General features: G+C 49.7%; 20 protein-coding genes and 2 tRNA genes. 3 read left to right on the forward strand and 19 right to left on the reverse strand.

Going from position 1 to position 19,449, the window contains the following annotated elements; genetic code table 11:
- Nucleotides 1-10: 10 nt before the first annotated feature.
- The 15 genes from rpoB to GA004_RS16675 form a co-directional block, all read right to left on the reverse strand.
- Nucleotides 11-3,784 carry a DNA-directed RNA polymerase subunit beta gene (gene rpoB, locus GA004_RS16605; RefSeq protein WP_283394998.1) on the reverse strand — a complete coding sequence of 1,258 codons (3,774 nt, stop codon included), beginning with the start codon at nucleotides 3,782-3,784 and terminating at the stop codon, nucleotides 11-13.
- A gap of 161 nt (nucleotides 3,785-3,945) precedes the next feature.
- The gene (gene rplL / locus GA004_RS16610; protein WP_283394999.1) at nucleotides 3,946-4,335 is read right to left on the reverse strand and encodes a 50S ribosomal protein L7/L12; all 390 of its coding nucleotides are present in this window, start codon (nucleotides 4,333-4,335) and stop codon (nucleotides 3,946-3,948) included.
- A 120-nt stretch (nucleotides 4,336-4,455) separates the two neighbouring features.
- Complete coding sequence (rplJ, locus tag GA004_RS16615) at nucleotides 4,456-4,974, reverse strand: 50S ribosomal protein L10 (protein WP_283395000.1); 519 nt, start codon at nucleotides 4,972-4,974, stop codon at nucleotides 4,456-4,458.
- A gap of 23 nt (nucleotides 4,975-4,997) precedes the next feature.
- Nucleotides 4,998-5,690, reverse strand: coding sequence for a 50S ribosomal protein L1 (rplA, locus tag GA004_RS16620; protein ID WP_283395001.1), 693 nt, complete (start codon nucleotides 5,688-5,690; stop codon nucleotides 4,998-5,000).
- 64 nt (nucleotides 5,691-5,754) lie between these two features.
- Nucleotides 5,755-6,180: a 50S ribosomal protein L11 gene (gene rplK, locus GA004_RS16625; protein WP_283395002.1), complete on the reverse strand. Its 426-nt coding sequence runs from the start codon at nucleotides 6,178-6,180 to the stop codon at nucleotides 5,755-5,757.
- 9 nt (nucleotides 6,181-6,189) lie between these two features.
- The gene (gene nusG / locus GA004_RS16630; protein WP_283395003.1) at nucleotides 6,190-6,765 is read right to left on the reverse strand and encodes a transcription termination/antitermination protein NusG; all 576 of its coding nucleotides are present in this window, start codon (nucleotides 6,763-6,765) and stop codon (nucleotides 6,190-6,192) included.
- Between the two features lie 11 nt (nucleotides 6,766-6,776).
- Entirely contained in the window at nucleotides 6,777-6,980 is a 204-nt protein-coding gene (gene secE / locus GA004_RS16635; protein WP_283395004.1) for a preprotein translocase subunit SecE, read from the reverse strand.
- 17 nt (nucleotides 6,981-6,997) lie between these two features.
- A tRNA-Trp gene (locus GA004_RS16640) sits at nucleotides 6,998-7,073 on the reverse strand.
- Between the two features lie 81 nt (nucleotides 7,074-7,154).
- On the reverse strand, nucleotides 7,155-8,345 hold the full coding sequence (gene tuf, locus GA004_RS16645; protein WP_283395005.1) for an elongation factor Tu: 1,191 nt from the start codon (nucleotides 8,343-8,345) through the stop codon (nucleotides 7,155-7,157).
- Between the two features lie 99 nt (nucleotides 8,346-8,444).
- Nucleotides 8,445-8,520 (reverse strand) — tRNA-Thr (locus GA004_RS16650).
- Between the two features lie 93 nt (nucleotides 8,521-8,613).
- Nucleotides 8,614-9,357, reverse strand: a complete 744-nt coding sequence (locus tag GA004_RS16655; protein WP_283395006.1) for a hypothetical protein — start codon at nucleotides 9,355-9,357, stop codon at nucleotides 8,614-8,616.
- Nucleotides 9,354-9,815: an ExbD/TolR family protein gene (locus GA004_RS16660; RefSeq protein WP_283395007.1), complete on the reverse strand. Its 462-nt coding sequence runs from the start codon at nucleotides 9,813-9,815 to the stop codon at nucleotides 9,354-9,356. The genes GA004_RS16655 and GA004_RS16660 overlap by 4 nt, the downstream gene beginning before the upstream one ends.
- Nucleotides 9,784-10,491, reverse strand: a complete 708-nt coding sequence (locus GA004_RS16665; RefSeq protein WP_283395008.1) for a MotA/TolQ/ExbB proton channel family protein — start codon at nucleotides 10,489-10,491, stop codon at nucleotides 9,784-9,786. Before GA004_RS16665 ends, GA004_RS16660 begins: the two co-directional genes overlap by 32 nt.
- Before the next feature lie 9 nt (nucleotides 10,492-10,500).
- Nucleotides 10,501-13,077, reverse strand: a complete 2,577-nt coding sequence (locus GA004_RS16670) for a tetratricopeptide repeat protein (RefSeq protein WP_283395009.1) — start codon at nucleotides 13,075-13,077, stop codon at nucleotides 10,501-10,503.
- A 157-nt stretch (nucleotides 13,078-13,234) separates the two neighbouring features.
- A complete protein-coding gene (locus tag GA004_RS16675; RefSeq protein WP_343218869.1) occupies nucleotides 13,235-13,606 on the reverse strand; it encodes a dUTPase in 372 nt (123 codons plus the stop codon).
- A gap of 278 nt (nucleotides 13,607-13,884) precedes the next feature.
- Between GA004_RS16675 and GA004_RS16680 the strand changes: the two genes are divergently transcribed.
- From GA004_RS16680 to GA004_RS16690, 3 genes are all read left to right on the forward strand, one after another.
- Complete coding sequence (locus tag GA004_RS16680) at nucleotides 13,885-14,796, forward strand: hypothetical protein (protein ID WP_283395011.1); 912 nt, start codon at nucleotides 13,885-13,887, stop codon at nucleotides 14,794-14,796.
- Nucleotides 14,797-14,918: 122 nt separating this feature from the next.
- Nucleotides 14,919-15,962 carry a Holliday junction branch migration DNA helicase RuvB gene (ruvB, locus tag GA004_RS16685; RefSeq protein ID WP_283395012.1) on the forward strand — a complete coding sequence of 348 codons (1,044 nt, stop codon included), beginning with the start codon at nucleotides 14,919-14,921 and terminating at the stop codon, nucleotides 15,960-15,962.
- 156 nt (nucleotides 15,963-16,118) lie between these two features.
- The gene (locus GA004_RS16690; protein ID WP_283395013.1) at nucleotides 16,119-16,589 is read left to right on the forward strand and encodes an RNA recognition motif domain-containing protein; all 471 of its coding nucleotides are present in this window, start codon (nucleotides 16,119-16,121) and stop codon (nucleotides 16,587-16,589) included.
- 139 nt (nucleotides 16,590-16,728) lie between these two features.
- Here the strand turns inward: GA004_RS16690 and GA004_RS16695 are convergent, their stop codons facing one another.
- The 4 genes from GA004_RS16695 to GA004_RS16710 form a co-directional block, all read right to left on the reverse strand.
- A complete protein-coding gene (locus GA004_RS16695) occupies nucleotides 16,729-17,049 on the reverse strand; it encodes a hypothetical protein (RefSeq protein WP_283395014.1) in 321 nt (106 codons plus the stop codon).
- Nucleotides 17,050-17,106: 57 nt separating this feature from the next.
- Complete coding sequence (locus tag GA004_RS16700; RefSeq protein WP_283395015.1) at nucleotides 17,107-17,349, reverse strand: hypothetical protein; 243 nt, start codon at nucleotides 17,347-17,349, stop codon at nucleotides 17,107-17,109.
- A 427-nt stretch (nucleotides 17,350-17,776) separates the two neighbouring features.
- Complete coding sequence (locus GA004_RS16705; RefSeq protein WP_283395016.1) at nucleotides 17,777-18,760, reverse strand: ParB/RepB/Spo0J family partition protein; 984 nt, start codon at nucleotides 18,758-18,760, stop codon at nucleotides 17,777-17,779.
- A 14-nt stretch (nucleotides 18,761-18,774) separates the two neighbouring features.
- A complete protein-coding gene (locus GA004_RS16710) occupies nucleotides 18,775-19,401 on the reverse strand; it encodes a LysM peptidoglycan-binding domain-containing protein (RefSeq protein ID WP_283395017.1) in 627 nt (208 codons plus the stop codon).
- Between the last annotated feature and the right edge of the window lie 48 nt (nucleotides 19,402-19,449).

Below are 19,449 nucleotides of genomic sequence, written 5' to 3' on the forward strand. Positions count from 1 at the left end.
TAAATTTATTCTACTTGTACTCCAGTTCGCTTTGACGACCTAGTTTGACATCCAAACCGAGCGACTGTATTTCTTTAATCAGTACATTAAATGACTCCGGCGTTCCTGCCTGAAGAGTCGAATCACCCTTTACAAGAGATTCGTAAATCTTGGTACGACCTTGAACATCATCGGATTTGACTGTGAGAAGCTCTTGAAGAGTATAGGCCGCTCCATAGGCTTCGAGAGCCCAGACCTCCATTTCTCCGAAACGCTGGCCACCGTACTGAGCTTTACCACCCAGTGGTTGCTGAGTAACCAATGAATAAGGACCAACCGCACGAGCATGGATCTTATGAGAAACCAAGTGATTCAGTTTCATCATATAAACCCAGCCTACGACCACTTCCTGATCTAGCTTCTCTCCAGAGCGGCCATCGTAAAGGACACTCTTACCTGTCGTTGGCAATCCAGCATCCGCCAAGTGCTGACGAACGGTAACTTCTGGAATACCATCAAAGACCGGCGTCGAAACCTTCATTCCCAGCACTTTACAGGCCCAGCCCATGTGGGTTTCCAAAACCTGTCCGACATTCATTCGGGAGGGAACCCCCAACGGATTTAGACAGATTTGAATCGGAGTGCCATCGGGAAGATAGGGCATGTCTTCCTCAGGAACGATCTTCGCGACAACACCTTTGTTACCGTGACGCCCTGCCATTTTGTCACCTACCTTAAGTTTTTCCTTGGTAGCGATATAGACCTTAACCTGCTTGATCACACCTTGTGTAGAATCATCACCGGTTTCAATATTAGCAGTCTTTCGCTCGCGATCGGATTCCAACTCATCGAACTTACCTTGATAAGAACTGATGATCTCCATGATCTTTATACGAACTGGCGAGGGATCGATTTCTACGTGCTTGGAGACAGCGGCCAGTTTACGAAGAAGTGTTTTCGTGATCTTGCGATTCGCAGGGATGATGATTTCGCCGTTCTGGCCATTGACCACATCCAATGGAATTTTCTCCCCCAAAAGAATGTTAGACAGCGCTTCGGTCAGTCCCTCGCGAAGCTTATCCATCTGAGTCTTGTATTCCTCATTGATCTGCTTCACCTGACGACGTCGATCCGAAGGGCTCAAACGTTCGCGTTCGTAGTCAATACGACTCGAAACTTTCACGTCCATTATGATACCTTCAACACCTGATGGCACGACGAGAGAGGTATCTTTAACATCCGCGGCCTTTTCACCAAAGATGGCGCGCAGCAGCTTCTCTTCCGGAGCGAGTTCAGTCTCGCTCTTAGGTGTAATTTTACCCACCAGAATATCACCTGGATGCACTTCAGCCCCGACGCGAATAACCCCGTCGTGATTCAGGTTCCGCAGAGCTTCCTCCCCGACGTTCGGAATGTCTCGAGTGATTTCTTCCGGTCCGAGCTTCGTGTCTCGAGCAGTTACTTCAAATTCAGCTACGTGGATCGAAGTGTAGATGTCATCCTTCAGTACTTTTTCAGATATAAGAATAGCATCCTCAAAGTTGTATCCGTTCCACGGCATGAACGCCACCAGGATATTTCGGCCGAGAGCTAGCTCACCCTGTTGAGTGCAGGGGCCGTCCGCTACGATGTCGCCCGCTTTGACTGGCTGACCCTTGGAAACAATCGGTTTCTGGTTAAAGCAGGTGCCCGCATTGGACCGCATAAACTTACGCAGTTCAATTACATGAACACCGTTTGCATCATCCGATACAGGTTTGCTAAAAAAGTGCTCCGGTAAATTTCCATCGTCTGTAATGACAATCTTGTTTGCGTCCACAGAAGCCACGATTCCATCGTGATCTGTCACGCATACCGTCTTCGAGTCACGAGCAACGCGCTCTTCGATTCCAGTTCCCACCAATGGAGAATCCGCTTTTAGAAGTGGAACCCCTTGACGTTGCATGTTTGAACCCATGAGGGCTCGGTTAGCATCGTCATGCTCGAGGAAAGGAATCAGTCCTGCCGCAACCGATACGAGCTGCTTAGGCGAAACGTCCATGAAATTGACTTGTTCCTTGTCGACCTCGAGAAACTCTCCGCTTTGACGAACCGTCACTTTGCCAACAAAATTACCTTTGTCGTCCAGTTCAGAATTAGCCTGGGCAATGATCTTGCCTTCTTCCTGGTCCGCATTAAGATAGCGAATTTCCTCTGATACTCTGCCCTTCTCGACTACACGGTATGGGGTTTCGATAAAGCCAAACTCGTTGACGCGAGCAAATGTTGAGAGCGAATTGATAAGACCGATATTGGGTCCTTCAGGCGTCTCAATAGGACAAATACGACCGTAGTGAGAAGGATGCACGTCGCGCACTTCGAATCCCGCACGTTCACGATTCAAACCACCTGGCCCAAGAGCGGATAGACGCCTTTTGTGCGTCAGTTCAGCCAATGGATTGATTTGGTCCATAAACTGGGACAACTGGCTGCGCGCAAAGAAATCGCGAATTACCGTCGTCAGCGCTTTAGGATTAATCAGCTTCTGTGGTGTTATCGAATCAACACTTTGATCATAGAGGGTCATGCGCTCGCGCACAAGACGCTCTGTACGAGAAAGACCGAGACGACACTGGTTGGCGAGAAGTTCACCAACGGTTCGCACACGACGACTTCCCAAGTGATCGATATCATCCAGATAACCTTCGCCACCTTTGAGCTTAATCAGGTACTTTGTGGCGAGCACAATGTCATCGCCTTCCAACGTTCGCTGCTCGACATCAACATCCATCTCTAGCTTTTGATTAATCTTGTAGCGGCCAACGCGTCCAAGATCGTAGCGCTTGGGATCAAAGAAAAGCCGCTTCAACAACGCCTTCGCATTTGCCGTCGTCGGTGGTTCACCCGGGCGAAGACGCTTGTAGATTTCCTTGAGAGCCTCTTCCTCGTTTTGGGTAGTGTCCTTCTTGAGAGCTCTAACGATTGCCCCTTCATCCGATGAAGTGTCTATGATCTTCAGTGCGGGAATACCATGAGACTCAAACTCTCTTACAATCGCTTTTGTTAACGGCTCAAAAGCACGGGCGATGACCACTCCTTTTTCCGCGTCAACGGCATCCTCAACCAAGACATACTGACTGACATTCTCCTTGGACATGGCTTCGCCTACCGGCATCTCCTCGATCGAATAGAATAGATTGAGAATATCGATGTCCGAGCTGTACCCTACCGCTCTTAATAGAGTTGTAATAAGGAACTTGCGACGACGACGACGGCGGTCGAGATAAACGTAGAGCAGATCATTATTGTCGAACTGCACTTCAAGCCAAGTACCACGATCGGGAATCACCCGATAGGAATGAAGTAGCTTACCGTTAGTATGCGGCGTCACTTCATAGCAAATCCCAGGGGAACGGTGTAACTGGCTAACAACCACGCGCTCGGCGCCGTTAATAATGAACGACCCCCGGCTTGTAACCATGGGCATCTCACCCATGTAAATTTCTTCATCCTTGAGGTTGTCTTCTTCACGCAAACGAAGCTTAACGTACAGGGGAACCGAATAAGTGATGCCCTCACGGATACACTCAATTTCGGTCGCCTTCGGGTCTCCAATCGTGTAAGAAACGAATTCCAGAACAAGACGCCCATCATAGCTTTCGATGGGGAAGACTTCGCGAAAGACAGCCTCGATACCGTCGTTCTTTCGTTCGAGTATCGGGGTGTCCTTCTGCAGAAAATCCAGGTAGGAGTTGATCTGAATTTCAATCAGATTTGGTGGACTTAGAGTGTCCTTGAGTTTTCCGAAATTGATGCGGTCGGCCATGGCGATTTCTTGCGTGAAAAGCTAGATTAGATGCGTGATTATGTTGGAAAAACAGTCGAGAAAAGATGGATTCCCGGCTGGCATTTAGAGACAGGAAAGACAGGCGCACGAAAACGCGCCTGTCTTACTGAGAAAGCTGTTTGGAACAGTACTGAGCAATGTTATTTGAGTTCTACCTTTGCGCCAGCAGCTTCGAGCTTGGATTTGATTTCTGCAGCTTCGTCCTTGGAAGCGGCTTCTTTGACTGTCTTCGGAGCACCCTCAACGAGGTCCTTAGCGTCCTTCAGGCCAAGACCGGTGATCGCACGCACTTCCTTGATCACATTGATCTTCTTAGCGCCGGCCTCGGCGAGGATAACGTCGAATTCAGTCTTTTCTTCTGCGGCTTCAGCGGCTTCTCCTCCACCTGCGCCAGGAGCAGCAGCTACGGCTACGGGAGCAGCGGCACTAACGCCCCACTTTTCTTCCAGGTCTTTAACGAGTCCGGCAATATCTAGCACGGACTGGTTGCTAAGCCACTCGATTACGTCTTCTTTTTTTAGGTCTGCCATTTTATTTTTGATCGGCTAGTTTGGTATTCCTCTTTTAAGGCCAAATCCGGCCCTAGCCTGTATCTTTAGTTATTTGGTTTTTGTGAGACGAAGGCACCCAAGCCCCCGAAATGATAAAAGTTAGTTTCCGCCCTCCGCGTCGACTTTCGCCTGAAGAACATTGAGAACGTTCTGTGGAACCGCATTGATGACGAACACCAACTGCTGCCCAGGTTGACTGAGCAAGCCAAGGAGTTGGGCACGAAGCGCTTCGATCGAAGGCAACTTAGAAAGAGCGACTACCTCGTCACTCCCCAGTCGCTGGTTGCTGAGAACACCCACCTTGACTTCAATTTTTTCCTCTTTCGCAAAGAATTTAGTCAACACCTTGGCGACACCGGAAGGATTTTTACCTCCAATCACAATCGCATTCTGACCCGTAAGGTGGTCATCAAGCTCGGGGAACCCACGGCCTTTCGCGGCCACTTTGAGTATGTTGTTTTTGATGACATGAAATTCAGCCTCTTCTGCTGCGAGTTGTCCACGTAGACTCGCAATATCAGGAACAGTCGCACGCTCATAGTCGGCAACAAATACGTAATCAGATTTGTCGAGATGAGAATTTATCTCATCTACTAGAAATTGTTTTTCCGGTCTCATTGTGTAACGTTTCTAGTTAAATTTTAGTATTTCGAATATTCGGATCCCGCTATTTTCAAGCCCGGGGTCATCGTGCCGGAGATACTCGCACTTCGAATGTACCGACCTTTGAAGCCTGCTGGCCTAGCTTTGCCGATCGCATCCAAAATCGCGTTTACGTTTTCAGCGATTTGCTCTTTTGAGAAGGATCGTTTTCCAACGCCTACTCCCAAGGTAGCGCTCTTATCCAACTTGAACTCCACTCGACCAGCCATCACTTCCTTAATCGCTTTATCGATATCTGGCGAGACCGTGCCTGCCTTTGGGTTTGGCATCAGGCCTTTTGGACCGAGAACACGGGCGATCTTACGAACCTCCTTCATGGCATCCGGTGTCGCGACCGCCACATCAAAATCAACCCAGCCTCCTTGGACCTTTTCGATCATGTCTTCCAGTCCCGCTTCCGTCGCTCCCGCAGCTTTCGCTGCTTCAACATCGGAAGTGAATGCCAAGACACGAACCGTCTTTCCACTCCCGTGAGGCAACATCACCGTTCCACGAACCATTTCTTCCCCCTTACGTGGATCAACGAGAAGCTTCATAGAAAGCTCCACAGTCTCGTCGAATTTCGCCTTGGGAAATTTCGCCAAAGTTTCGACAGCCTCTTCGACCGTATATTCTTTACTTAAATCGGCGGCCTCTTGCGCCGCTCGAAAACGTTTAGTCAGTTTAACCATTTATTACTCCTTACAGTTCACACGCCTTTCGGCTCCTGCTTCATGGGTTTATATTTAATGAAAATTAGTCGACGACCTCTATGCCCATCGATCGGGCCGTTCCTGCAATAATGCGTGACGCCATTTCGGGATCATTCGCATTGAGATCCGCCTTTTTCGTCTCAACGATTTCCAGTATCTGCTTTTTCGTGACCTTACCAACCTTGTCGCGATTCGGTACACCTGAACCTTTGGCAAGACCAGCTGCCTTCTTCAGCAGCACAGCCGCAGGCGGGGACTTCAAAACGAAGCTGAATGACTTGTCTTGGTAGACTGAGATTACTACTGGGAGAATCGTTCCCGCTTGGGCCTGGGTCTTCGCATTATACTCCTTGCAAAAGGCCATAATGTTGACCCCAGCAGCACCCAGCGCAGGACCCACAGGAGGAGCTGGATTGGCACCGCCAGCAGGCAGTTGCAGACGAATAGTTCCGGTTATTTTCTTTGCCATCTGATAATTCTAGCTAGTTATGCGTTCGACTTGCCAATACTCCAACTCCACTGGCGTGAAACGGCCAAAAATGGAAACGGATACCTTGAGCTTGCCTTTTTCCGGATCAATTTCGTCGATCCGGCCATTGAGATTAAGAAAAGGTCCATCGGTAATTTTCACTTCCTCACCGACTTCGTATTGTATTTTCGGAGTCTCCTTGCCTGAAGCCGCTTCTATCTGGCTCAGGATCGTATCGATCTCCGACTTTTTGAGAGGGGCCGGCCGATCGCCGCCCACGAAATTGATGACACCCGCTGTCTCCCGCACGAAATACCAAGGCTTGTTTAGCAATTTGCCATCGTTATCATAGAGCCGCATGCGCACGAAGGCGTATCCGGGATAAAACTTGCGGGTTATCTGAGTCTTTTTGCCATTCTTTACCTCTACAACATTTTCAGTCGGAACAAGGACCTCGAAAACGTAGTCCTCCATTTCCTCCTCGACAATAAACTTGTCCAGGTATCGCTTCACTTTTCCTTCCTGATTGGAAAGTGTCTGGATTACGTACCATTCCCCGAGGTCTTTTGCTCTTGTTTCAGTCATCGCTTCAGAGCTTAGCGCATCCATCCAGTGAAAAGATTCACCACGTTTGCCAAAGAGAAATCCGCCACTGCAATGAAGAGCCCCAGGATGGCGACTGAAATTAGAACGACGATCGTATGATCGCGGAGCTCAGTCCGCGTTGGCCACGAGGCTTTGTGCAATTCACTCCAGGTTTCGCTGGCGAACAGGCGGATGTTGCGGAAAGGATTTTTCATTAAACGAGTTTCGAGAATGGCAGGGCAGGAGGGACTCGAACCCCCAACCAATGGTTTTGGAGACCACTACTCTACCAATTGAGCTACTACCCTATAACCTTAAATTTAAAAAACAGAATTGCCGAAACCCCATTACGCGGGTTCCGGCAAGAAAAACAAACTGTAACGTTTCGCTTACTCTACGATGTCGGTAATACGTCCGGCCCCAATGGTACGGCCTCCTTCACGAATCGCAAAGCGCTGGCCTTTCTCCATTGCGATCGGTTTCGTCAGTGAAACCTCAATCGCAATGTTATCACCCGGCATTACCATTTCAACGCCTTCCGGCAATTCACATACCCCCGTGACGTCAGTCGTCCGGAAGTAGAATTGCGGACGGTATCCATTGAAGAAAGGAGTGTGACGTCCACCTTCGTCCTTCGAAAGAACATAGATTTCTGCCTTGCCCTTCTTGTGAGGAGTGATCGATCCTGGCTGAGCAAGCACTTGACCGCGCTCGATCGCTTCCTTTTCGATACCGCGGAGAAGAATGCCCACGTTGTCTCCTGCTTGACCTTGATCGAGCATCTTGCGGAACATTTCCACACCAGTGACAACTGACTTTTCGGTATCTTTCAATCCGACGATTTCGACTTCGGAGCCTACCTTGATTACACCACGCTCAATACGTCCCGTTGCCACCGTACCACGTCCTGTAATAGAGAATACATCTTCGATCGACATGAGGAAAGGCTTGTCGATTTCACGCTCCGGTTCAGGGATGTCGTTGTCGATCGCGTCCATGAGGGCTTGGATGTGCGCCTTTCCCTCTTCCGTTCCCTCGAGGGCCTGCATCGCAGAACCACGAATGATGGTCGTATCATCCCCTGGAAAATCATACTTGTCGAGAAGCTCGCGCACTTCCATTTCAACAAGTTCAAGAAGCTCCTCGTCGTCGATCAAGTCGCACTTGTTTAGGAAAACGACAATCTTTGGTACACCAACCTGGCGGGCCAAGAGAATGTGCTCACGAGTCTGCGGCATCGGTCCGTCAGCTGCGCTAACAACCAAGATCGCACCATCCATCTGAGCGGCTCCCGTAATCATGTTTTTGACGAAATCGGCGTGACCTGGGCAGTCAACGTGTGCGTAGTGCCGGTTATCCGACTCGTACTCAACATGTGCCACCGAGATCGTAACGATCTTAGATTCGTCCCGAACAGTACCACCCTTTGCGATATCGGAGTAGCTTTTCAGCTCTGCGAGGCCTTTGCCTGCTTGCACTGCCAAGATGGAAGTGGTCAGGGTCGTTTTACCGTGGTCAACGTGTCCAATCGTGCCGACATTGACGTGCGGTTTTGTTCTTTCGAAGGTTCCTTTAGCCATTTTTGGTTGTTAGTTATTTATGTTAAGTAAAATTATTTGTGTTAAGTAAAATTGAACTTTAAGCTTCCGACACCTCCAAAATAAAGGTCCTCGCTCGCATGGAGCCCTCGAGCGGATTTGAACCGCCGACCTCATCCTTACCAAGGATGTGCTCTACCAACTGAGCTACAAGGGCCTTTCCAAGTGGTGTGTGTCGAAAAAAGAAGCAAAAAGATGCCTAAGCCAAAATTTCCCGTCAACTGAAATTTTAATAAATATTCACCCTTCTTCACCGAGCGACTTTGACATGAAAAAAACCGTTGGTCAGCAAGCCTTTAGGAAGCAATTGAAGGACGATTAGGTTGCTCAATTGACTGTCGGCCTCTGAATTTCCTGCGGATTGATCAATAGATGGACGGCCAACCTGAAAGGAATCAACTACTTGAACAATAAATGAGGCGATGCCCCAGCTTCCCGGTATTTTCAGAATTTCATCCGCTACATTGTTATAGAACGTCTCTTCAAACACCGTTGCACCATCCCGCATTCGGACTACTTCAAGGTCTACGCCTTCTCTTGCCAGACTCTGGGTATTCGCAGCGACTCTACCGAGTTGCCGGGTTGTCTGTAAGGGAAAGCCCAGTATCGTGTCTTTGGCAGAACCGGCTGGGCTCCACGTGTTTCCATAAACTGAGACAAACTCTCCATCCTCGGAGCCATAGATCGGCTGGTAATCAACAAAGATCTCCAAATCCGCCTCCACATAATCGCCTACACGATCAAAGTTGGCGGTATTCCAAGGGGTTGGTTGCATCAAGGGCTTAGGGTCGAACAACTCGATCTGCTGCTGCATTGTTAACGAAAGATCCCCTGAATCTGATCCGATGTAGGCTACTTTAGCAGCCTCTTTCCTCTTCTTCGGGCCGACTTCAACATCTCCAGGCGCAAGCAACGCCAGGCTCCAAAAAATGCCAATGTGAAGGATTCCGCCTACAGCCACACCGACGATCCATCTGGAAGTTGACCGTCTCATGGATTACCACCACCCAGTAAATCCGTCACCATCTCTGGATTTTCGGTCGCCCATTGGATATTACGATACCCTGCCGACTCAGCGATTTCCAGTATTGAGGTGAAAGTCTGAGCCGATACTGAGCCATCAATCCGGATGAGCAAAGACACGTTTTCAGAAATTTCGCCCCGAATCCGAAGCATCTTCTCCAAAGTCTCCAATTTGAGGAGACGGTCTTCGAAGTAGATTTGCTCCTCTCCGCTCACCTCGTCCACAGACATTACCTCGAGTCTCTGGGCAACCGAAGACTGAATGTGGTTTGCACGCGGCAAATCGATACTAATACCCGGAGCAATTACAAAATTGGAGCCGTAAAGCGTAGCGAAGAGGCCAATTACACATAGGTCGAAAAACGGCCAGAAATTGAGGCTCACAGCTTTGGGGACTTCACTCTTCAGATTTAGAGTCAACAGTCTCATTAACGCCCTCCTCTGTTGATATATTGGCATTCGCTTTGATCTCCACAAAGGTCAGTAGAAGTTCGCTACCCAGCCACTCCATCTCCTGAACTATTGAGTGAATTCTCCCGACCAAGAAGTGGTGGCCCAAAATGCACACCGCGCTGAGAGCCAGTCCCGTCGCAGTCGAGATAAGGGCTTGCCACATGCTCCCGCTAAGAAACCCAGCGTTTAGGTAAACACCTTGCTCCTCGTACTGGGAAAATGCGTCTATCAAGCCAATCAGCGTTCCCAAAAGCCCGAAAATCGGGGCTGCATGCGCTATTGCATACAAAGCTCCAATTCGCCGCTTAATAGGCCCCAACTCCACAACAGCAGCCTCTCTTACGGATTCGCGAATCTCTTCATCAGACTTTCGAAACGACATCAATCCCGCCTTCACCATCGCGGCCGCAGGACCGGGAGTGTCCTGGCAAACGGTCAATGCCTCAACGAGTCTACCTTTCTTGAGCGTATTTTCAATTCCCGCCAGGAACTCTCGTGACCGAATTTGGTTTCGGTGCAGGAAAAGTACCCTTTCAATGAATACAGCCAGGGCAGCAAGGCTCATTAAGAACATGGGCCACATAACGATGCCGCCTTGCTGAAATTTATCAAACAACTCTATGTGTATCGAATCTATGGTAGCGAAATACATATACCTAATTTACTGAACACTAGCGACTGGAGAACGCCCTCTCAATTGCTCTATACGAGCTCTGGCAAGTTCGGAACCAACTAGCCCAAGAAGTTCGATTTTCTCGTAGAATTCAACAGCTGTATCCAGATTCGATTCATTCTCAAATATCTCCGCCAGCTCAAACATCGATCTCGAAAGCCAGTACCTTCCCTTTTTGCCAAGGCTCTGTATACCTTCCTCCTTCAGAACGAACAGGTCATACAGATCCCAATAGGCCGCTTTCGCCTTTAACTTCTCCCCTTGGGTCTCCCAGGCAGTTCCAATCTTGTAGCCGGCCTCCACTCTAAGTTCGATGGGCACATTCGGGAGATCCATTAGCAATTCCAGTCTCGAAATGCCCGCTTCGAATTTACTCGGATCCTCACTGGCTCTGGCAATCAGAGTATCCGCGAGAGAAATTTGCGCCCAATAACGGTCCGGCCGGTCGCGGTAAGTATTTTCCAAGGACTCGTAAACAACCTCAGCCGTTTCGAACTTGTTGAGCCGGCGAGCTAGATTTCCTTGCTTCAATCTAGCATAATACACCAAATCCGATTCCGGATAGTCCCGGGTAATCCTGTCCAGCAACTCCAACGCCTGATTCAGGTACTCACCCTGTCCTCGCTTTTCTGCATTCAGCGCAATTTCGTATAGAGCGAGCGGGGCGAACTTACTGTGAGGATTATCTGTAACCAGAACATTCAGCAACTGCGAGGATTCAACCAAAAGGTCCTGGTCTGCCAGATGCCGCGCCTCTACGAGGTAAGATCTTTCGGCCGACTCGGAACCGCCGAACTCGTTGCGAACTCGCGCCAAAATAGCCAGTCCTTCCTCAATTTGGTCCGACTTCAAAAGCGATTCTGCTAGTGTAAGCAGAGCATCGGACTCAACTTGATTGACGAATTCCGGGTCCTCCACGTCTTCAAGTAAGTCCCCCAAAACCGCTGTCAGCCGATCTACCCAAGTGCGCGTCTCGCCATACAACCCGGACTCGTAGGAGAGTTTCGAACCGAGCCAGAGCATCTTCATCTGCAGACTCAAGCTCAATCCTTCAAGGCTAACGAAGGAGTTTATCCTCTCATAGGCTTCTATGGATTCCTGACGCAGCCGCATTTGCTTAATGAGCATCCATTCCGCTTGCCAGATCTCCACTGGTGACGATTTTCTACTGAGCTCAGGATTGTCTAGTACTCGCTTCGCTTCATCGAATTCGTTGGCATTCAAGTGCGAAAGCACGAGTTGGAAAAAAACCTGGCTGAATTCCTGTTCCTCCAAATCTCCTTCCAGTGCCACCCTGTAGGCATCTGCAGCATCTGAAAAATCTCCCTCGCTATCCGCCTGGTCTCCCGCCCTAAAGTAACAGTCCGCGATTAGTATGTTCAGCCGATCAACATCCAGCTTGTCTGCGAATCTTGATTTCAACTGAGTAAGAAAGCTCGCAGCCGTCCGGAACCGATTCCGTTGCCAGGCGGAAGAGGCCAACAATGTGAGCATTCCTTGGTTGTATTCTGAATCTGGATATAGATCCACAATTCTTTTCCCGTCGTCCTCTAATCTTGTATGATCCTCATTCTGAAACCCATCGATACTCCGGTAGTAAAGTGCCTCAGCTGTCATCGGATGGCCTTGTGAAGTCGCAATAATCTCGTCAAGCGTCTCACGCATAATTCGCTTAATTCCATCAGGACCATTCAAGCCTTCTGACACTAGATTCTGCAGGGCGATGCGCTGTAGCTTCAAATCACTTCCTTCGATCGCCAAACCCTTAGCCGCATTTTGACCCAGGCTTGAGTCCAACCCAGCAATAAGAATCTGGAGAAGCTGTATGCCGTCTTTAATTTCAGCATACGTTTCCGGAATTTCAGAAAAGGCAGTACTCAATACTTCTATCGCTTCGTCAGCTCTGTTCTCATTTTGAAGCGACACTGCCAGGAGTTGGGCATACCTAAAACCGGTTTCGGAGCCTCGAGATCGTTCATAGGCTACCTCTAAATCCTCTAAAGACAACTGATCGCTCGCAAACTCTAATTGAAAGCGAAAGGTTAGAAATCCGATCTGCGCATACAAGGAAGGAGCCGTGCGTTGCGCAACATTTCCAGCCTCTTCAAACTCTATCTCAGATCCGCCGTAGTCACCCGAAGTGAGATCGAGCCAGCCGTGGATCAACGCCAGCCAAGCAAGCTCCCCTCCTTCTAGATCCGATGACTGCACAGATTCCAGATATCGGGAGGCAGACGATGCGTTCTTGCGGGACAACGCTATGAGAGCTTTGCGAAGATCCACCGAGCTGGTGTTTGATGGTTCCTGACCAATTTCTTCCAGGGCAGCCTCCGCATCAGATAAGCGGTCTGTTGCCAGCATGGCATCAGCTCTAATCAACCGAAGCTTATTACGCAAATTTCGGTCGGTGATTCTCTCGTCCTGCAAGGCGGTCCGTGCATATTCAGAAGCCAACTCGTAGAGACCCGCCTCCAAAGCTCTCTCGGCACTTTTGGCTTTCCAGAACACATCCCCAATACCGGAAAGCTCACTCGAGATATTGTTTGATAGCGGAATCTGATCCACTTGACCTCTCAAGCCATGGAGCGCAAGCAACCAGGCAAAACAAAAGGCTAGTGATCGGAGACTATGGATCGATCGGATCATGGGGCTTTAGATTCGAGAACTTCTTTCAGGTTCGAAAACACATCGAATTGAGGAATCCAGCAACCACTGAAACCAACTAGATATGGCGCGAATCCGCTTCGTTTTTTTCGGTATACCCTGAATCCTGGCGCTCGTGATTCACCTTGTTTTTAGCAATATAGGCTTTGAATACGTCATCCGCCGTCATTCCCAAAGTCTGGGCGAGGGATACCAGAAAGTGGAACAGATCAACGACCTCCACCTTCGCGTTCTGATGGTCGAATTCCTGGTACTTCGCCCACCATTTCCAAGGCACAGAGTCCGTCAATTCCGCAAGTTCCTGCTGCATCGCCCGTGTGTAATTCAAAATCCACTTAGTCTTCTCATCGTCGTCGATGTCCCTGAGATTCACCCCTATTCGGGAGTTCAGTTCTTCCTGCATTTCAAATATTTGCGTGAGCTTGTCCATGTATTGACCGCTAGCTTCCATTGTCCTATCAGGCAAGCCAATAGGCCAAAGATCTGAGCCACAATTTCAACCCAAAGGGCTGAAACGATCCCTTGACTGAGGACGAACCAACTCAATCTCGAAGGAATAAAGATTGAATAATCCGCTATATTCGTAAAGTACCCATCTTTCGCGGCGAAAACAAATGACCCTTCACGACGCAGGGATACGCCGCAGAAATCAGGAAATACCTAAGCTCGATCGACGCTAGAATTCCGATCGAAGTAAATGAAACAACAATGTCCGAAAACGAAGAAATAAACGATGGAAATAAAGAAGGCGAAACGCTAGAGACTAAGCATCAAGGAGTTACAATTAGCGCCTCTGAATCGCCAAAAAGCGACAAGCCTTCCCAGCCATCCCCCAAAAAACCAACCATCCTGTATGGAACTCGAAAACGCCGGCCAGGCGCCCAAACACCGTCGGCCGCCAAAACCTTAGATCAAATCCGTGGAGCTTACGACGATGACGATATCATCGAAATCGACGACCTCCCTACGAGATCGACAGCTCCAGCGGCTCTTGTCGAGAACGACCGCCCGCCTGAACGCAAACGACGCGAGCGACCTGAGCAGAGAATTGAACCCGTAAGGGACGATTCTTCCTCAGAAGAGAATACACTTTCCCCAGTGTCTGAAGTTGAGGCCTATCCAGCAGATGCAAAGGATTCCGATGAAAATCAGGAATCCAGCCGACCAAGGCGATTTGCTGAAGTAGATGAGTCCAAACGGACCGGCTCACGCCAGATCGAAGAGTTCAGCCCATCGAAGGACGGCAAACGAGCTGCACCTGAAAAGCGGGTTCTCTCCAAGGATCGGATTTCAGATGCTCCCGTTGCTAACGAGAAAAGGGGTTTCTTTGCCTGGCTGAAATCTCTTTTTGCTAGCGAGCCGGATCAGCCGCAAGAACGGCGAAAAGGCCGCCCGAATAATCGCAAACCCAACCAAAAACGTCGCGGTGGACAAAACCGCCGTAGAGGCGCCCGCCCGCAAAGGGAAGGTTCCGGTGAAGGGCAAGAAGGTCGTCGTCGACGTCGAAACCGGCGCCCTCGCGGCGAAGGCGAGAATAGCGAAGGCAACCGGCAGGGCGGTAACCGCCAAAGACGACGCAGGCGGCCACAGGGTGAACGAAGAAAAACGCCTTCAGAATAGCCCGAAAAATTCGAACCCCGCTCCTCAACCTGAGGTGCGGGGTTTTCCTTTCCTTGCACTTGCTCTTATCCCAAAGCTCCATCTTACTTTTAAAAATCGAGCCTTCGAATGACATCTACCCGATGAGCGAACCAACACACACCGGAACTGACTTCTACGCAAACGCGCTCGAATCTCCGCTAAATAGTCAAACCGAGTCCGTGCTTCGGCCCCACTCCTTCCAAGACTTCGTCGGCCAGTCCAAAACCATCGAGCGTCTCAAAATCATGTCAGGCGCCGCTCGAAAACGGAACGAGCCATTAAATCACCTATTACTCAGCGGCCCTCCTGGTCTCGGCAAGACCAGCTTGTCATTTATCCTTGGTGCTGAAATGGGGACCAATGTAAGGGTTACCTCAGGTCCCGTAATTGAAAAGGCCAGCGATCTCGCGGGAATGCTTACCAATTTGCAGGAAGGCGACATCCTCTTCATCGATGAGATTCATAGACTTCCAAAAACCGTAGAGGAGTACCTGTATTCAGCGATGGAGGACTACCGAATCGACATCATGATCGACCAAGGCCCAAACGCCCGATCCGTGAGGCTTAACATACCCAAGTTCACATTGGTAGGGGCCACCACGCGCAGCGGTCTCCTCACAGCCCCACTTCGTAGTCGCTTCACTCTCCAAACGCGACTCGACTACTACAATACGGACCAGCTATTGAGTATCGTGAACCGAAGCTGCGATCTTCTAAATATCGCCGTAGAAGGTGAAGGGAGTGCCGAAATCGCGAGCCGCTCGAGAGGGACGCCACGAATCGCCAATAACCTCGTGTATTTTGTTCGAGACTACGCAGAAGAAAAAGGCGACGGGGTGATTACCCGGGACATCGCTCGCAAAGCACTCGAATTGCTCGAGATAGATCGACATGGCTTGGACGAAATGGACAAGCGGATCCTAACTACGATTGCCAAGACCTACAAAGGTGGTCCCGTTGGATTGAGCACTATTGCCGTCGCTGTGGGGGAGGAACGAGACACCTTGGAAGAAGTTCATGAACCCTATCTAATCCAGAATGGGTTTCTGCAAAGAACTCCACAGGGAAGAATTATCACGGGTAAAGGCTATGAGGCAATTGGGCTAGAGGACAAATCCGTTCCCAGTACACCAAATCTACTCTGAACTTAGCGGGATTACGCCTTGCATTAGTCACGACGACATCTTTCAATGATGGCCTTAATTAGTTGGGGAACCGCTTGAAATGGCGCGTTTTCAAGCAGTAATGATGGAGGCGCCAGCTATCTGCTCTGCATATTTAGAAAAGGCGCTTTCTCAAAAATGGATATATATGTAGGCAATCTGTCATTCGACGCATCGGAAGATGATGTACGTGGAGCGTTCGCGACCTTCGGTACAGTCGAATCTGTAAAAATGATCATGGATCGCGAAACCGGAAGACCACGTGGGTTCGCATTTGTAAACATGACGGGATCGGACGAAGCGAATACCGCGATCGAATCGCTAAACGGAAGTGAACTATTAGGTCGCGAACTCCGAGTTCGCGAAGCAACTCCTAGACCGGAACGTCCACGTGGCGGCGGTGCTGGGGGCGGAGGCTATCGCGGTGGCGGTGGCGGAGGCTACGGCGGTGGCGGAGGCTACGGCGGTGGCGGTGGCGGTGGCGGAGGCTACGGCGGTGGCGGTGGCGGTGGCGGAGGCTACGGTGGCAGTGGTGGCAGTGGCTATCGCGGCGGCGGCGGAAAGGGATCCCGAAGGGGAGATCGACGCCAGCAGCGCGACGGCTTTTAAATCTGAAAAGCTAACGATAAAATTTTCTACCCGCTCTTTTTTTAAAGGGCGGGTTTTTTATATTCCCATCCAATGGTAGAGCGTTTCAAAACACATCCCTTCCTTTGCCACTCGAGAGATAACCCGACAACGTTAATTACTATTCGTCAACAGTCTCAATCACTTTCAACTCGCCCGACTTAACCTCACCGGATCCGACATGCGTATTCACTTTGCACAGGTCACTATCTAAATTCGTCCCAAAGTAGTTTGCCGTGCCCCGACTCAAAGCAAAGTGCATTTCATCAAAGCCTTGCTTCACCGTATCCAGGCTTAACCTAGTGGTCCAAAGCAGCTTCTTTTCTCCTGTTTTACGCAGCAACTGCCAATCGAATGCGGACAGAATCATAAAATACCGCTCATTCTGAAGAATTTCCTGAAGTTCAAATTGGTCCTGAGTTCCCAAGTCTTTTCTCCTCAAGGCTCGATCAAATCCAATAAGTGCCGCATTACTTTGCTCACTGTAATTATACCCTCCCTATTCAAGGACAGAACCGGGTATCCCATCGAGAAAGGAGTCGGATGCTTCGCCTTCTTCACCCGTCTCTTCCTCGACGTCGGTCGGAAAAAGCTCGTCAAAGTCAGCTTGTATCTGGGTCACTCCCCAATTCACGATTATTAGAAGGTCACCCTCTTCCTTAGCCTGTGCCGGGTAGTGGTCTCTAGACCTGAGCTGCTCAGCCAAATTCTCAGCCACTTCGATGAAGGGGACGTCGCTCAATGACTTGTCACTAATTTACCCACCAATCTTTTTACCCTGAACAAGGTGATACGTTTCCGGGACAAGCCCTTCATCCGTCTCTTTCGACTTGAGGTAATTCTCTTCGGCAAAGGAATCCACAAGTACACGGGCTCTTCTCTCCGCAGCGAACAAATCAAAGCTCAGAAAAGCAGAACCAAAAACCAGAACTGCCTTCAACCAGCGGGATTAGCACTCAATCTTCTTTCACGCGGCATAAAATAAAAGACTTAAACTAGCTCTAAGCGTTTTCGGCCTAAATCAATTAAATCAGATGGGATCCCCATCGAAAAGCGCCCAATAAACGTGACCCACCATGACTCTCTTATTCCGCCAAAGCAGCTTGGCAGCTCTCTAAAAAAGTTGAGGCAATCATCGGATGTGGCCGAGGTTCGCGGAGAATTCGAAATTATTCCTCGAGCCCAATTCTCTCGAGAATTCGCTGCAGGTCGTCATTCCCCGTGTATTCGATGACGATTTTGCCCTTCTTCGGGTGATGCTTTAAAGCGACCTTTGAACTCAGATAAGACATCAAGCGCTTTTCAATATCTTCAACCGCGGCCAACTCTACTTCGGGAATGTCCCGCGTCGGGCTTGACTTGAATTTACTCGATTTGCGAATCGATTGCACGAGATCTTCCGAACCACGGACACTAACGCCCTCTTCAATGATTCTCCGGGCTAGCAGCGATTGTTCCTGCTTGCTTTCGAGGCCCAGAAGCACCTTTGCATGGCCTGTTGATAGCATCTGAGATGAAAGATACCCGCGAACCTCTCCCGGTAAAGAGAGCAAACGAAGCGAATTCGCAATCGTTGCCCGCCCTCTTCCGACACGCTCTGCGACCTGCTCTTGAGTTAAGTCAAAATCCCGGACCAAACTCGCAAAGCCCATAGCCTCTTCGATGGGATTCAGATTCTCGCGCTGCAAATTCTCGATCAAGGCCATCGAAGCGGCGGACGAATCCCCCGCTTCCAGAATCCTAGCCGGAATTGACTTGAGTTTCAGAAGCTGAAACGCCCTCCAACGACGCTCGCCAGCAATCAGTTGATAAGATCCATTTACCTCCCGGACCACAATCGGTTGGATCAACCCTTCACTCTGAATACTCTCCGCGAGGTCCACCAACTGGCTCTTTTCGAACTCTTTTCGTGGCTGGTAAGGATTAGGCTCGATTTTCCCTATCGGCAACTCCAAGAATTCGGGGCTGGCTCCCTCCACGGCAAACCCTTTTTTCGTAGCCCGCTTGGCATCCGTGTTCCCTGCTGACGATTTCGCAGCCGCAGTTGCGGCCTTCTTAGCGACCGTTTTTTTTGCCGCCAGACCGGAGTTTCCGGACCCTCCGGAGATGAGGCCCGCAAGGCCTTTACCGAGTCGAGATTTGGGTTTCGCCATAAGCTAAAGAGAATTTACTGGTGGGGTATGAACAGCGTTCGACCAACCTGCAAGTATTTGGGGTGGGAAATCTCATTGGCATTTTGGATCCAATCCCTCGTCGAGCCAAATTTGGTGGCGATCCCGGAAATCGTGTCCCCACTACGCACCGTGTAGGTTGTTCCTGTCTTGGGGAAATTGTCGTGAAACGAAGTCAAAACATCCGGATCCGGTTTAACTTGTAGAGGAGGTAACCCACCGATGCTCTTTTTAACGCTATCCACGAAGCTCGTTATCTGTTCGGTTACCTGTAAAACGATCTCGCTTTTCATCTTTTCGTCCCTCAATTCCAATGAAGTAACCGCCTTGGCAATGGCTTGATTCAACTGCCCAACCGTCGCGAGCTGGCCCATGCTGCTGTCTATACGCGTCTCGTAAGTACCGACTTGCTGCCGAAGTTGATTGTTCTCTCTGCGCATACTATCAACCTCGACTCGCATCGATCTAATCGATTCCTCTAGAATCCGAATATCTTCAACCAAGTTAGCCACTTGGTACGCCAAATTACTGGTCTGGGCGAAAACAGAGAAGTGTCCAAAAAGCAGACTTAGGAATCCAGCCCAGACAATTCGTGCTAGTTTGCCATTAACAATTCCGCCCATTTCGAAATGGTGGAAAAAATGAGTCCGGAAAACAAGCATCAACCCCTG

Origin of the sequence: Candidatus Pelagisphaera phototrophica (assembly GCF_014529625.1) — a bacterium.
In the GTDB taxonomy this organism is placed as follows: domain Bacteria; phylum Verrucomicrobiota; class Verrucomicrobiia; order Opitutales; family Opitutaceae; genus Pelagisphaera; species Pelagisphaera phototrophica.

Excerpts from the sequence above, each read along its gene's own strand:
- rpoB (WP_283394998.1), bottom strand. The coding sequence starts at position 3,784 with ATGGCCGACCGCATCAATTTCGGAAAACTCAAGGACACTCTAAGTCCA.
- rplL (WP_283394999.1), bottom strand. The coding sequence starts at position 4,335 with ATGGCAGACCTAAAAAAAGAAGACGTAATCGAGTGGCTTAGCAACCAG.
- rplJ (WP_283395000.1), bottom strand. The coding sequence starts at position 4,974 with ATGAGACCGGAAAAACAATTTCTAGTAGATGAGATAAATTCTCATCTC.
- rplA (WP_283395001.1), bottom strand. The coding sequence starts at position 5,690 with ATGGTTAAACTGACTAAACGTTTTCGAGCGGCGCAAGAGGCCGCCGAT.
- rplK (WP_283395002.1), bottom strand. The coding sequence starts at position 6,180 with ATGGCAAAGAAAATAACCGGAACTATTCGTCTGCAACTGCCTGCTGGC.
- nusG (WP_283395003.1), bottom strand. The coding sequence starts at position 6,765 with ATGACTGAAACAAGAGCAAAAGACCTCGGGGAATGGTACGTAATCCAG.
- secE (WP_283395004.1), bottom strand. The coding sequence starts at position 6,980 with ATGAAAAATCCTTTCCGCAACATCCGCCTGTTCGCCAGCGAAACCTGG.
- tuf (WP_283395005.1), bottom strand. The coding sequence starts at position 8,345 with ATGGCTAAAGGAACCTTCGAAAGAACAAAACCGCACGTCAATGTCGGC.
- GA004_RS16655 (WP_283395006.1), bottom strand. The coding sequence starts at position 9,357 with ATGAGACGGTCAACTTCCAGATGGATCGTCGGTGTGGCTGTAGGCGGA.
- GA004_RS16660 (WP_283395007.1), bottom strand. The coding sequence starts at position 9,815 with ATGAGACTGTTGACTCTAAATCTGAAGAGTGAAGTCCCCAAAGCTGTG.
- GA004_RS16665 (WP_283395008.1), bottom strand. The coding sequence starts at position 10,491 with ATGTATTTCGCTACCATAGATTCGATACACATAGAGTTGTTTGATAAA.
- GA004_RS16675 (WP_343218869.1), bottom strand. The coding sequence starts at position 13,606 with ATGGACAAGCTCACGCAAATATTTGAAATGCAGGAAGAACTGAACTCC.
- GA004_RS16680 (WP_283395011.1), top strand. The coding sequence starts at position 13,885 with ATGTCCGAAAACGAAGAAATAAACGATGGAAATAAAGAAGGCGAAACG.
- ruvB (WP_283395012.1), top strand. The coding sequence starts at position 14,919 with ATGAGCGAACCAACACACACCGGAACTGACTTCTACGCAAACGCGCTC.
- GA004_RS16690 (WP_283395013.1), top strand. The coding sequence starts at position 16,119 with ATGGATATATATGTAGGCAATCTGTCATTCGACGCATCGGAAGATGAT.
- GA004_RS16705 (WP_283395016.1), bottom strand. The coding sequence starts at position 18,760 with ATGGCGAAACCCAAATCTCGACTCGGTAAAGGCCTTGCGGGCCTCATC.
- GA004_RS16710 (WP_283395017.1), bottom strand. The coding sequence starts at position 19,401 with ATGGGCGGAATTGTTAATGGCAAACTAGCACGAATTGTCTGGGCTGGA.